Raw genomic sequence first — 13,506 nt, 5'->3', positions numbered from 1 at the left:
TCAGGCAGCCTTTTCTTTCAGAACAGTGCGGGTACGGGCGATATCGCGGCGCACCTTTTTCAGCTCACTATTCTTGGCGAGCTGTTGAGTTGCGTGCTGCATGCGCAGTGCAAATTGCGCCTTCAGCAAACCAAGCAACTCAGCCTTCAGCTCATCAACACTTTTCGCTCTCAGTTCGGATGCTTTCATTGCTGACCCACCTGTTTAATTACAAACACTGTCGGAATAGGCAACTTGGCAGCTGCAAGACGGAAGGCTTCGCGTGCCAGTTCTTCGGCAACACCGTCCATCTCGTACAACATTTTGCCTGGCTGGATTTCGGCCACGAAGTATTCCGGACTACCCTTACCCCCACCCATACGAACTTCGGCTGGCTTGGAAGTGATTGGCTTGTCTGGGAACACACGGATCCAGATACGACCGCCACGCTTGATGTGACGAGTCATAGCACGACGAGCAGCTTCGATTTGACGGGCAGTCAGACGACCACGACCGATTGCTTTCAAACCAAAATCGCCGAAGCTAACTTTGTTGCCGCGGGTCGCGATACCAGTATTGCGACCTTTCTGCTGTTTACGGTATTTCAGTCTAGTTGGCTGCAGCATTTCGAGCTCCTGCCTTTCTGGATTTCTTCTCTGGTGCTACAGGGGCAGCCTGGACTTGACCTGGCTTGATATCGCCCTTGTATACCCATACCTTGATGCCGATAACACCGTAGGTGGTGTGAGCTTCAGAAGTAGCGTAGTCAACATCTGCACGCAGAGTGTGCAGAGGCACGCGGCCTTCGCGGTACCATTCGCTACGAGCGATATCGATACCGTTCAGACGACCCGAGCTCATGATCTTGATGCCCTGAGCCCCCATGCGCATTGCATTTTGCATGGAACGCTTCATGGCACGACGGAACATCACGCGCTTTTCCAGCTGCGATGCGATACCGTCAGCGATGATCTGAGCATCGATCTCTGGCTTGCGAACTTCTTCGATATTGACGTGCACAGGCACACCAAGACGACGCTGCAGTTCTTTCTTCAGAACTTCAATGTCTTCGCCTTTTTTACCGATAACAACACCTGGACGGGCGCTGTGGATGGTAATACGTGCGGACTTGGCTGGACGCTCGATAACAACACGACCTACCGAAGCGTGCGCCAGGCGCTTCTTCAGGAACTCGCGTACTTCGATGTCTTGCTTCAGCTGGCCGGCAAAATCATGCGAATTTGCAAACCATTTGGAAGACCAGTTTTTAGTCACTGCGAGACGGAAACCCGTCGGATGAATCTTCTGACCCATAGCTTACCCCTTAGTTGCCAACACTGAGCGTGATATGGCAGGTCTGCTTCTCAATGCGGTTACCGCGGCCTTTGGCACGGGCGGAGAAACGCTTGAGGCTAGGACCCTTATCAACGTAGATGGAAGTCACCTTGAGGGTGTCGATATCAGCGCCTTCGTTATGCTCAGCATTGGCGATAGCGGACTCAAGCACCTTCTTGATGAGCGCGGCACCCTTTTTCGGGCTGAAGGTCAGGATATTCAGTGCCTGGCCGACGGCTTGGCCGCGGATCAGGTCTGCAACCAGACGGCATTTTTGTGCCGACAGGCGTGCATTATTAAGTTGTGCAGAAACTCTCATCGCATCACCTTATTTCTTCTTGGCCTTCTTGTCAGCCGCGTGGCCTTTGAAGGTACGAGTCAGCGAGAATTCACCGAGCTTGTGGCCAACCATGTTTTCGGAAACATACACCGGAACGTGCGTACGACCGTTATGAACCGCAATGGTCAGACCGATGAAGTCAGGCAAAATCGTCGAACGGCGCGACCAAGTCTTGATTGGACGCTTGTCGCTCGTTGCACGTACCGCATCCACTTTTTTCAGCAGGTGCAGGTCAACGAACGGGCCTTTTTTAAGCGAACGTGCCATAGCTCAATTACCCTTTATTCGAGAAGCGACGACGTACAATCATGTTGTCAGTGCGCTTGTTACGACGTGTACGGAAGCCCTTAGTCGGGGTACCCCACGGACTAACAGGAACACGACCTTCACCTGTACGGCCTTCACCACCACCGTGTGGGTGGTCAACCGGGTTCATGGCAGTACCGCGAACAGTTGGGCGGATACCGCGCCAACGGTTTGCACCGGCCTTACCAATCTTGCGCAGGCTATGCTCTTCGTTGCCCACTTCGCCAACGGTGGCGCGGCAGTCAACGTGTACACGACGGATCTCGCCAGAGCGCAGACGCAGCTGAGCGTAGATGCCTTCACGAGCCAGCAGCATGGCGGAGCAGCCGGCGGAACGTGCGATTTGCGCGCCTTTGCCTGGTTGCAGCTCGATGCAGTGGATAGTGGTACCAACCGGGATGTTGCGGATTGGCAGGGCATTACCAGCTTTGATCGGAGCTTCGGAGCCGGACATCAGCTCAGCACCAACCTTTACGCCGCGTGGGGCAATGATGTAGCGACGCTCACCATCCGCGTAGCACAGCAGCGCGATGTTGGCTGTACGGTTTGGATCGTATTCGATACGCTCAACCTTGGCCGGAACCGCGTCTTTGTTACGACGGAAATCGATGATGCGATACTGTTTCTTGTGACCACCACCCATGTGACGGGTAGTGATGTGGCCGTTGTTGTTACGGCCACCGGTCGAGTTTTTCTTCTCAACCAGTGCGGCGTGCGGGCGGCCTTTGTACAGGTCAGGGTTTACTACCTTGACAACAGCACGGCGACCAGCAGACGTCGGTTTTACTTTTACCAGAGCCATAGTCTATCTCCTTATTCCGCAGCAACAGGGGTAGCGGTCAGGTCGATTTCTTGACCTTGGGCAAGGCTCACGTAAGCCTTTTTCCAGTCTTTGCGCTTGCCGACGAAACGGCCGAAACGCTTGGACTTGCCCTTAACATTCAGCGTGGAAACGCCATCAACCTTGACGTTGAACAGCAGTTCAACGGCAGCCTTGATTTCAGGCTTGGTTGCGTTGGCAACCACGCGGAATACCACCTGCTGGTTTTTCTCGGCAACCATGGTGCTCTTTTCAGAAACAACCGGCGCCAAAATTACTTGCAGCAAACGTTCCTGATTCATGCCCATTGCTCCTCGAGTTGCTTGATGGCATCACGGGTGATAACAACCTTCTTGAAACGAACAAGGCTGAACGGATCAGCTTGTTGAGCTTCAATCACCAGGACGTTTGGCAAGTTGCGGGAAGACAGATACAGGTTCTCGTCGAGCTCGCCAGTGATGAACAGAGCACGATCCAGACCCAGGGATTTCACCTTGGCGGCGAATTCCTTTGTCTTTGGCGTTTCAACTGTCAGGCTGTCCACGACGATCAGACGCTCGTCACGTACCAGCTGCGACAGGATCGTAGCCATACCGGCACGGTATTGCTTACGGTTAACCTTGTGCGTGAAGTTTTCGTCAGGCGAATTCGGGAACGCACGACCACCACCACGCCACAGTGGCGAGGAAGTCATACCGGCGCGAGCGCGACCGGTGCCTTTTTGGCGGAATGGCTTCTTGGTGGAGTGTTTAACTTCAGCACGAGTCAACTGCGCACGGTTACCACTGCGCGCATTTGCCAAGAATGCAGTTACTACCTGATGCACCAGCGCTTCGTTGTAGTCACGGGCGAAGAGTGCTTCAGAGGCTTGCAGGGCTTCAACTTGCTGGCCCTGGGCGTTGATCACTTTCAATTCCATCATGCACCTGCCTTCACGCTAGGACGCACCACTACATCACCGTTCTTGGCACCAGGTACAGCACCCTTAACCAGAAGCAGTTGACGCTCCACATCAACACGGACAACTTCCAGGCACTGGATAGTGCTCTTGACGTTACCGTACTGACCAGCCATACGCTTACCCGGGAAAACGCGACCCGGATCTTGCGCCTGACCGATGGAACCGGCGGAGTTGTGAGAAACAGAGTTACCGTGCGAAGCGCGGTTGGAACTGAAGTTGTGACGCTTGATGGCGCCGGAGAAGCCTTTACCTTTCGAGGTACCAGTTACGTCGACCAATTGGCCAACCTGGAAAATCTCGACGGAGATGGCATCACCAACGTTCAGCGATGCCAGAGCCTCTGCGGACAGAGGGAACTCGCGCATAACGCGAGCGGCATCAACGCCAGCTTTGGCAAAGTGACCGGCCTGAGCCTTGGTTACACGATTTGCCTTGCGAACACCTGCTGCAACCTGAACGGCAGTGTAGCCATCAGTTTCAGCAGTCTTTACTTGCGATACGCGGTTTGCGGACATATCCAGCACAGTTACCGGGATGGTTGCACCATCTTCAGCAAAAATGCGGGTCATGCCGACTTTGCGACCGACCAGACCTAAAGTCATGTTTATTTCCTTTACAGGCGCCGATTACGATTGACCGGCTTACTCAAAAGAAAAGCGGACTCACCACAATGGTGAGTCCGCTAATGTAACAATAAAATTCAATAACCGCAAGCACTTAGCTCACAGCGCATGAAATAGTGCTGTTACTGTAGCTTGATTTCTACATCCACACCGGCTGGCAGGTCCAGCTTCATCAGCGCATCGACAGTCTTGTCGGTCGGATCAACGATGTCCATCAGACGCAGGTGCGTACGGATTTCCAGCTGATCACGGGACGACTTGTTCACGTGCGGGGAACGCAGGATGTTGAAACGCTCGATTTTGGTCGGCAGCGGAACCGGGCCCTTGACAACGGCACCAGTGCGCTTGGCAGTTTCAACGATTTCCTGTGCGGAGCGGTCGATCAGGTTGTAATCGAAAGCTTTCAGACGGATACGGATTTTTTGGCTTTGCATATCGTTCTCGGCTTCCGATTAGGCGATGATTTTGGCAACAACGCCAGCACCAACGGTGCGACCACCTTCACGGATGGCGAAACGCAGACCTTCTTCCATCGCGATCGGAGCAATCAGCTCAACCTTGATTTCCACGTTGTCGCCTGGCATAACCATTTCCACGCCTTCTGGCAGGCTAACCGCACCAGTCACGTCAGTCGTACGGAAGTAGAACTGTGGACGGTAGTTAGCAAAGAATGGAGTGTGACGACCACCTTCTTCTTTGGACAGAACGTACACCGAACCGGTGAAGGTGGTGTGCGGCTTGATCGAGCCCGGCTTAACCAGAACCTGACCACGCTCAACGTCTTCACGCTTGGTACCACGCAGCAGCACGCCTACGTTGTCGCCAGCCTGACCTTGGTCCAGCAGCTTGCGGAACATTTCCACGCCGGTGCAAGTAGTCTTGGCAGTAGCCTTCAGGCCAACGATTTCCAGTTCTTCACCAACTTTAACGATACCGCGCTCTACACGACCGGTCACAACAGTACCACGGCCGGAGATCGAGAATACGTCTTCGATTGGCAGCAGGAACGGCTTGTCAACAGCACGCTCCGGAGTCGGGATGTAGCTGTCCAGTGCGTCGGCCAGACGGAAGATTGCTGGCTCGCCGTATTCGGACTGGTCGCCTTCCAGCGCCAGACGAGCGGAACCGGTGATGATCGGAGTGTCATCGCCTGGGAAGTCGTAGGACGACAGCAGGTCACGCACTTCCATTTCAACCAGTTCCAGCAGCTCAGCGTCGTCAACCAGGTCAGCCTTGTTCAGGAAGACGATGATGTACGGAACGCCAACCTGACGGGACAGCAGGATGTGTTCGCGAGTCTGCGGCATTGGGCCGTCAGCTGCGGAGCAAACCAGGATCGCGCCGTCCATCTGCGCAGCACCGGTAATCATGTTCTTCACGTAGTCAGCGTGACCTGGGCAGTCAACGTGAGCGTAGTGACGAGTTTCGGTCTCGTACTCTACGTGAGCAGTGTTAATGGTGATACCACGTGCTTTTTCTTCTGGCGCGCTGTCGATCTGCGAGTAATCTTTCGCTTCACCGCCGAATTTCTTCGACAGAATGGTGGTGATCGCTGCAGTCAGAGTGGTTTTACCGTGGTCAACGTGACCGATGGTACCAACGTTTACGTGCGGCTTGGTCCGCGCAAACTTTTCTTTTGCCATTTTGCAAAATTCCTAAAATAAAGAACAAACAGTTACAAGGTTGGCCGCATGCGGCCAACCTTGCGCGCCAAATTACTTACGAGCAGTCATCACTGCGTCGGCAACATGCTTAGGAGCTTCAGAGTAGTGCTTGAACTCCATCGAGTAGGTTGCACGACCCTGGGTTGCGGAACGCAGGTCAGTGGAGTAACCGAACATCTCGGCCAGCGGAACTTCGGCCTTGATCTTCTTTCCACCCAGACCATCATCGTCCATACCCTGAACGATACCGCGACGACGGTTCAGGTCACCCATCACGTCACCCATGTACTCTTCCGGAGTCTCGACTTCCACGGCCATCATCGGCTCGAGGATGCAAGGACCGGCGCGACGCATGGCTTCCTTGAAGGCGATGGAACCGGCCAGTTCAAAGGCGATCTGCGACGAGTCGACATCGTGGTAGGAACCGAAAGTCAGACGCACAGTTACGTCGACTACCGGGAAGCCCGCCAGAATACCGTTATTCAGCGAGTTACGGATACCCTTGTCAACCGAAGGAATGAATTCGCGAGGAATCACACCACCCTTGATCTCGTCGATGAACTTGTAGCCTTCGCCTTCGCCGGACGGCTCCAGAGTGATCGTACAATCACCGTACTGACCCTTACCACCGGACTGCTTGGCATGCTTACCTTGCACGTCAGTAACGGTCTTGGTGATGGTTTCGCGGTAGGCAACCTGCGGCGCGCCAACGTTGGCTTCCACACCAAATTCGCGCTTCATGCGGTCAACCAGAATCTCCAGGTGCAGTTCACCCATACCGGAAATGATGGTCTGACCGGATTCTTCGTCGGTACGCACGCGGAACGACGGGTCTTCCTTGGCCAGGCGGTTCAGGGCAACGCCCATCTTCTCTTGGTCAGCCTTGGTTTTTGGCTCAACGGCAACGTGAATCACCGGTTCCGGGAATTCCATGCGTTCCAGGATCAGAGGAGCATCGAGGGCGCACAGGGTTTCACCGGTAGTCACTTCCTTCAGACCGATACCGGCAGCGATGTCGCCGGCACGAACTTCAGTGATTTCCTTACGGTCGTTGGCGTGCATCTGCACGATACGGCCCATACGCTCTTTCTTGCCCTTGACCGAGTTCAGCACGGTGTCACCGGAGTTAACCACACCGGAGTACACACGGAAGAACGTCAGCTGACCAACGTACGGGTCGTTCATCAGCTTGAACGCCAGCGCAGAGAATGGGGCAGTGTCGGAAGCTTCGCGAGTGGTTGGAGTACCGTCGTCCAGTTCACCCGGAACCGGTGGCACGTCCAGCGGGCTAGGCAGCAGCTCAACAACCGCGTCCAGCATGCGCTGAACACCCTTGTTCTTGAACGCGGAACCGCACAGCATCGGCTGGATTTCGCAACGCAGGGTACGCTGACGCAGGCCGTGAACGATTTCTTCTTCGCTCAGCGCTTCGCCTTCCAGGTACTTGTTCATGGTGTCTTCGTCGACTTCCGCCGCCGCTTCAACCATCTTCTCGCGCCACTCTTCAGCAACCGCTACCAGATCAGCCGGGATGTCGCCGTATTCGAACTTCATACCCTGGGAAGCTTCGTCCCAGATGATGGCTTTCATCTTCAGCAGGTCGACCACACCGGTAAAGCCTTCTTCGGCACCGATAGGCACCACGATAGGCACCGGATTGCCGCGCAGACGGGTTTTCACCTGTTCTACGGCACGGAAGAAGTTGGCACCCTGACGGTCCATCTTGTTCACGAAGGCAATGCGTGGCACTTTGTACTTGTTGGCCTGGCGCCATACAGTCTCGGACTGAGGCTGTACACCACCCACCGCGCAGTAAACCATTACCGCACCGTCCAGAACACGCATGGAACGCTCTACCTCAATGGTAAAGTCCACGTGACCCGGGGTGTCGATGATGTTGAAGTGGTGCTCCGGGAACTGGAGAGCCATGCCCTTCCAGTAGGTGGTAGTCGCAGCCGAGGTAATGGTGATACCGCGTTCCTGCTCCTGCTCCATCCAGTCCATGGTGGCCGCGCCATCATGCACTTCACCGATTTTGTGGTTCACACCGGTATAGAACAGAATACGTTCTGTAGTGGTGGTTTTACCCGCATCAATATGCGCCGAGATACCGATGTTACGGTACCGTTCAATAGGAGTTTTTCTAGCCACGGCCAGAATCCTTTCGCAGGATGAGTATTAGAAGCGGAAGTGGGAGAATGCTTTGTTGGCTTCAGCCATACGATGCACTTCATCGCGCTTCTTCATGGCGCCGCCGCGGCCTTCAGCCGCATCCATCAGCTCGCCAGCCAGACGCAGATCCATGGACTTCTCGCCACGTTTGCGTGCGGCATCGCGCAACCAGCGCATTGCCAGGGCCATACGGCGGGATGGACGTACTTCAACAGGAACTTGATAGTTTGCACCACCAACGCGACGGCTCTTAACTTCAACAACCGGCTTGGCGTTAGTCAGTGCAGTATTGAATACTTCAAGAGCGTTCTTGCCGCTCTTCTTCTCGATTTGCTCGAGGGCGCCGTAGATGATGCGTTCGGCAACCGACTTCTTGCCGTCGATCATCACAACGTTCATGAACTTGGACAGATCCTGGCTACCAAACTTCGGATCCGGCAGGACATCGCGCTTCGGGACTTCTCTGCGTCTTGGCATTTCAATTCCTTCAATCTATTCAGTTGAGCTTCATGCTCGCGACTACTCAATGGAGCAGCCACTTACTCGACAGCAAATGCTGCCGCTGACGACCCAAGTAACAATTACTTAGGACGCTTGGCACCGTACTTGGAACGAGCCTGCTTACGGTCTTTAACGCCAGCAGTATCCAGGGAGCCGCGAACGGTGTGGTAACGCACACCTGGCAAGTCTTTTACACGACCGCCACGGATCAGCACGACCGAGTGTTCTTGCAGGTTGTGGCCTTCACCGCCGATGTACGAAATCACTTCGAAACCGTTGGTCAGACGAACCTTGCATACTTTACGCAGAGCGGAGTTCGGCTTCTTAGGGGTAGTGGTGTAAACACGGGTGCATACGCCACGTTTCTGCGGGCAGGCCTCCAGTGCTGGCACCTTGCTCTTCGAAACAACCGGGGCACGGCCTTTACGAACGAGTTGGTTAATGGTTGGCATTACTATCAGTTCCTAATTGAATCTTTCGGCGGCACCATACCACCGAGAAGATCGTGGATTATATTTTGGTCAACTGCCAGCGTCAATAAAATAACGCTGCACACCCAATGTTAACCATTGAATGTGCAGCGTTTTTTGCAAAACCGGCTAATTACAGCTGGTTGTCGCTAACTTCGATCTCGGATTCCAGTGCCGACGATTCGGTCGTCGCGTCACCGTTCTCGCTCAGGCGACGACGGTTGCGATGGTAGGCCAGACCGGTACCGGCAGGAATCAGGCGACCCACGATCACGTTTTCCTTCAGGCCGCGCAGATCATCCTTCTTGCCCATGATCGCCGCTTCGGTCAGTACACGAGTGGTTTCCTGGAACGAGGCTGCGGAGATGAAGGAATCCGTCGACAGCGATGCCTTGGTGATACCCAGCAGTACGTTGTCGTACTGGGCCGGCATCTTGCCATCGGCAATCATGTTGTCGTTGGTTTCCAGCACTTCGGCACGCTCGACCTGCTCACCGATGATGAAATCGGTATCGCCGTTGTCGGTGATGATTACGCGACGCAGCATCTGGCGAACGATCACCTCGATGTGCTTGTCGTTAATCTTCACGCCCTGCAGACGGTAAACTTCCTGCACTTCCTGGCTGATGTAGCGCGCCAGTGCCTCGATACCCTGCAGACGCAGGATGTCGTGCGGATCCACCGGACCGTCAACAATCACTTCACCGCGGTTCACGACTTGACCATCGTGCACCAGTACGTGCTTGTCTTTCGGGATCAGGCTTTCGTGTGCGTAGCCGTCCAGATCGGTGATGATCAGGCGTTGCTTGCCCTTGGTGTCCTTACCGAAGGAAACGGTACCGGTCACCTCGGCCAGCATGCCGGCATCTTTCGGCGAACGGGCTTCGAACAGCTCGGCCACACGCGGCAGACCACCGGTAATGTCACGGGTCTTGGACGATTCCTGAGGAATACGCGCCAGCACCTCACCCTTGCCCACTTCCTGACCGTCGCGCACGGTAATGATCGCGCCAACCTGGAAGGTGATCGATACCGAAGCATCGGAACCGGCCAGTTTCACTTCATTACCGTTGTCGTCCAGCAGTTTCACCAGCGGACGCAGCATCTTCGACTGTGCGGTTGCACGACGCTTGGAGTCGATCACCACCAGGGTCGACAGGCCGGTGACTTCGTCGGTCTGCTTGGCTACGGTGGCGCCCTCTTCCACGTTCTCGAACTTCACGCGACCAGCGTACTCGGTGATGATCGGACGAGTGTGCGGGTCCCACGTTGCCAGCACTGCACCGGCCTTGATGGTCAGACCGTCGGTCACCATCAGGGTGGCGCCGTACGGCACCTTGTGACGCTCGCGCTCGCGGCCAACGTCGTCGTGGATCACCACTTCGCCGGAACGAGTGATCACAATCAGCTCGCCCTTGCTATTGGCCACGTAACGCATCTGGCTGTTGAAGCGTACGGTACCGTTGGACTTACCTTCTACCTGGCTGGCAGCGGCATTTCGCGACGCCGCACCACCGATGTGGAAGGTACGCATGGTCAGCTGGGTACCCGGCTCACCAATCGACTGGGCCGCGATCACGCCGACTGCCTCACCGGCGTTGACGCGCTTGCCGCGCGCCAGGTCGCGACCGTAGCACTGTGCGCACAGACCGTAGCGGGTGTCGCAAGTGATGGCGGTACGAACCTTGACTTCGTCGATGCCGAGGCTGTCGATCAGCTCGATCAGGCTTTCATCCAGCAGGGTGCCGGCTTCGATCACTGTCTCGTTGCTGGACGGATCCACCACGTCGGTCGCTGTTACGCGGCCCAGGATACGGTCGCGCAGCGGTTCGATCACGTCACCGCCCTGTACCACAGCCTTCATCGCGAAACCGTTGCTGGTGCCGCAATCGTCCTCGATCACCACCAGATCCTGGGTCACGTCGACCAGACGACGGGTCAGGTAACCGGAGTTCGCGGTCTTCAGTGCGGTATCAGCCAGACCCTTACGGGCACCGTGCGTCGAAATGAAGTACTGCAGAACCGTCAGGCCTTCGCGGAAGTTGGCGGTAATCGGCGTTTCGATAATCGAGCCGTCCGGTTTCGCCATCAGGCCACGCATACCGGCCAGCTGCTTGATCTGTGCCGCGGAACCACGGGCACCGGAGTCGGCCATCATGTAAATCGAGTTGAACGATTCCTGATCGACTTCCTTGCCTTCGCGGTCGATGACTTTCTGCGTGGACAGACCGTCCATCATCGCCTTGGCGATCTTGTCGCCGGTGCGACCCCAGATGTCGACTACCTTGTTGTAGCGTTCGCCCTGGGTCACCAGACCCTGACGATACTGCTCTTCGATCTCTTTGACTTCCTTGTTGGCTTCGCCCAGCAGTTCGGTCTTCTTCACCGGGATCAGCATGTCGTCGACGCAAATCGAGATGCCGCCACGGGTGGAGTAGGCAAAACCGGTGTACATCAGCTGGTCGGCAAAGATCACGGTGTCGCGGATGCCGCAACGACGGAACGAGCCGTTGATCAGGCGCGAGATTTCCTTCTTCTTCAGCGCCTTGTTGATGTACTCGAACGGCAGACCCTTAGGCAGGATCTCCGACAGGATGGCGCGGCCAACGGTGGTGTCGTAGCGCTTGATCACCGGCTGGAACTCGCCCTGCTCGTCCTTGACCCATTCCTTCAGGCGCACGGTGATACGGGTAGCCAGTTCAACCTGACGCGTCTCGTAGGCACGATGCACTTCGGAGGTGTCGGCGAAGACCATGCCTTCGTTCTTGCCGTTTACCTTGTCGCGGGTCATGTAGTACAGACCCAGCACGATATCCTGCGACGGCACGATGATCGGCTCGCCGTTGGCTGGCGACAGCACGTTGTTGGTGGCCAGCATCAGGGTGCGGGCTTCCATCTGCGCCTCCAGCGACAGCGGCACGTGGACGGCCATCTGGTCACCGTCGAAGTCGGCGTTGAATGCCGCGCAGACCAGCGGATGCAGCTGAATGGCCTTGCCTTCGATCAGCAGCGGTTCGAACGCCTGGATACCCAGACGGTGCAGCGTTGGTGCACGGTTCAGCAGGACCGGATGTTCGCGGATCACGTCTTCCAGGATGTCCCATACTTCCGGCACTTCCTGCTCGACCAGCTTCTTGGCCGCCTTGATGGTGGAAGCCAGGCCCAGCACTTCCAGCTTGTGGAAGATGAACGGTTTGAACAGTTCCAGCGCCATTTTCTTCGGCAGACCGCACTGGTGCAGACGCAGGGTCGGGCCCACGGTAATCACGGAACGACCGGAGTAGTCGACGCGCTTACCCAGCAAGTTCTGACGGAAACGACCGCCCTTGCCCTTGATCATGTCGGCCAGCGACTTCAGTGGACGCTTGTTGGCACCGGTCATCGCCTTGCCACGACGGCCGTTATCCAGCAGCGAGTCAACCGATTCCTGCAGCATGCGCTTCTCGTTGCGCACAATGATGTCCGGTGCACGCAGTTCCAGCAGGCGCTTCAGACGGTTGTTACGGTTGATGACGCGGCGGTACAGGTCGTTCAGGTCGGAGGTCGCGAAGCGGCCACCGTCCAGCGGTACCAGCGGACGCAGCTCCGGCGGCAGCACCGGCAGCACTTCCATGATCATCCATTCCGGCTTCATGCCGGAACGCTGGAATGCCTCCAGCACCTTCAGGCGCTTGGCGATCTTCTTGATCTTGGTATCGGAGCTAGTGGATTGCAGCTCGCTGCGCAGGGTTTCGACTTCGGAAGTCAGGTCCAGACGCTTGAGCAGTTCGCGAACGGCCTCGGCACCCATCAGGGCGACGAATTCTTCACCGTACTCGTCCAGCTTGTCGAGGTAGTCTTCCTCGGTCAGCAGCTGACGTGGCTGCAGGCTGGTCAGGCCAGGCTCGGTTACCACGAAGGCTTCGAAGTACAGTACGCGTTCGATATCGCGCAGGGTCATGTCCAGCACCATGCCCAGACGGGATGGCAGCGACTTCAGGAACCAGATATGCGCAACCGGCGACGCCAGTTCGATATGGCCCATGCGCTCGCGACGCACCTTGGACAGGGTAACTTCAACGCCGCACTTCTCGCAGATCACGCCGCGATGCTTCAGGCGCTTGTACTTGCCGCACAGGCACTCGTAGTCTTTTACCGGCCCGAAAATACGGGCGCAGAACAGGCCATCACGCTCCGGCTTGAATGTCCGGTAGTTGATGGTTTCCGGTTTCTTGACTTCACCGAACGACCAGGAACGGATCTTGTCCGGGGAGGCGATGCCGATCTTAATCGCATCAAACTCTTCTTCTTGCGTAACTTGCTTAAAGAGATCGAGCAGAGCTTTCATTGCGTCTC

General features: G+C 56.1%; 15 protein-coding genes. All 15 read right to left on the bottom strand.

Going from position 1 to position 13,506, the window contains the following annotated elements:
- On the bottom strand, nucleotides 1–189 hold the full coding sequence (gene rpmC, locus PQU96_RS10165; RefSeq protein ID WP_047967701.1) for a 50S ribosomal protein L29: 189 nt from the start codon (nucleotides 187–189) through the stop codon (nucleotides 1–3).
- A complete protein-coding gene (gene rplP, locus PQU96_RS10160) occupies nucleotides 186–605 on the bottom strand; it encodes a 50S ribosomal protein L16 (RefSeq protein ID WP_047967702.1) in 420 nt (139 codons plus the stop codon). The genes rpmC and rplP overlap by 4 nt, the downstream gene beginning before the upstream one ends.
- On the bottom strand, nucleotides 589–1,293 hold the full coding sequence (gene rpsC / locus PQU96_RS10155) for a 30S ribosomal protein S3 (protein WP_047967703.1): 705 nt from the start codon (nucleotides 1,291–1,293) through the stop codon (nucleotides 589–591). The genes rplP and rpsC overlap by 17 nt, the downstream gene beginning before the upstream one ends.
- A 10-nt stretch (nucleotides 1,294–1,303) precedes the next feature.
- Nucleotides 1,304–1,633 carry a 50S ribosomal protein L22 gene (gene rplV, locus PQU96_RS10150; RefSeq protein WP_047967704.1) on the bottom strand — a complete coding sequence of 110 codons (330 nt, stop codon included), beginning with the start codon at nucleotides 1,631–1,633 and terminating at the stop codon, nucleotides 1,304–1,306.
- Nucleotides 1,634–1,642: 9 nt separating this feature from the next.
- Nucleotides 1,643–1,921, bottom strand: a complete 279-nt coding sequence (gene rpsS / locus PQU96_RS10145; protein WP_047967705.1) for a 30S ribosomal protein S19 — start codon at nucleotides 1,919–1,921, stop codon at nucleotides 1,643–1,645.
- A gap of 7 nt (nucleotides 1,922–1,928) precedes the next feature.
- Nucleotides 1,929–2,762 carry a 50S ribosomal protein L2 gene (rplB, locus tag PQU96_RS10140; protein ID WP_082133789.1) on the bottom strand — a complete coding sequence of 278 codons (834 nt, stop codon included), beginning with the start codon at nucleotides 2,760–2,762 and terminating at the stop codon, nucleotides 1,929–1,931.
- An 11-nt stretch (nucleotides 2,763–2,773) separates the two neighbouring features.
- Complete coding sequence (gene rplW, locus PQU96_RS10135) at nucleotides 2,774–3,082, bottom strand: 50S ribosomal protein L23 (protein WP_047967712.1); 309 nt, start codon at nucleotides 3,080–3,082, stop codon at nucleotides 2,774–2,776.
- Nucleotides 3,079–3,699, bottom strand: a complete 621-nt coding sequence (gene rplD / locus PQU96_RS10130; protein WP_047967713.1) for a 50S ribosomal protein L4 — start codon at nucleotides 3,697–3,699, stop codon at nucleotides 3,079–3,081. The genes rplW and rplD overlap by 4 nt, the downstream gene beginning before the upstream one ends.
- Nucleotides 3,699–4,343, bottom strand: a complete 645-nt coding sequence (gene rplC / locus PQU96_RS10125; protein WP_047967707.1) for a 50S ribosomal protein L3 — start codon at nucleotides 4,341–4,343, stop codon at nucleotides 3,699–3,701. Before rplC ends, rplD begins: the two co-directional genes overlap by 1 nt.
- Nucleotides 4,344–4,486: 143 nt before the next feature.
- Nucleotides 4,487–4,798 (bottom strand): 30S ribosomal protein S10, encoded by a 312-nt coding sequence (gene rpsJ, locus PQU96_RS10120; RefSeq protein WP_047967708.1) that lies wholly within the window; start codon nucleotides 4,796–4,798, stop codon nucleotides 4,487–4,489.
- An 18-nt stretch (nucleotides 4,799–4,816) separates the two neighbouring features.
- Nucleotides 4,817–6,007: an elongation factor Tu gene (gene tuf, locus PQU96_RS10115; protein WP_272772214.1), complete on the bottom strand. Its 1,191-nt coding sequence runs from the start codon at nucleotides 6,005–6,007 to the stop codon at nucleotides 4,817–4,819.
- 72 nt (nucleotides 6,008–6,079) lie between these two features.
- Nucleotides 6,080–8,179 (bottom strand): elongation factor G, encoded by a 2,100-nt coding sequence (fusA, locus tag PQU96_RS10110; protein WP_272772219.1) that lies wholly within the window; start codon nucleotides 8,177–8,179, stop codon nucleotides 6,080–6,082.
- Nucleotides 8,180–8,206: 27 nt separating this feature from the next.
- Complete coding sequence (rpsG, locus tag PQU96_RS10105; protein ID WP_047968368.1) at nucleotides 8,207–8,677, bottom strand: 30S ribosomal protein S7; 471 nt, start codon at nucleotides 8,675–8,677, stop codon at nucleotides 8,207–8,209.
- Between the two features lie 104 nt (nucleotides 8,678–8,781).
- Nucleotides 8,782–9,153 carry a 30S ribosomal protein S12 gene (gene rpsL / locus PQU96_RS10100; RefSeq protein WP_047968369.1) on the bottom strand — a complete coding sequence of 124 codons (372 nt, stop codon included), beginning with the start codon at nucleotides 9,151–9,153 and terminating at the stop codon, nucleotides 8,782–8,784.
- Between the two features lie 151 nt (nucleotides 9,154–9,304).
- The gene (gene rpoC / locus PQU96_RS10095) at nucleotides 9,305–13,498 is read right to left on the bottom strand and encodes a DNA-directed RNA polymerase subunit beta' (RefSeq protein ID WP_272772218.1); all 4,194 of its coding nucleotides are present in this window, start codon (nucleotides 13,496–13,498) and stop codon (nucleotides 9,305–9,307) included.
- Between the last annotated feature and the right edge of the window lie 8 nt (nucleotides 13,499–13,506).

It is taken from the genome of Vogesella margarita (assembly GCF_028548475.1).
Lineage (GTDB): Bacteria > Pseudomonadota > Gammaproteobacteria > Burkholderiales > Chromobacteriaceae > Vogesella > Vogesella margarita.
This window is presented reverse-complemented; position numbering and strand designations above follow the sequence as displayed.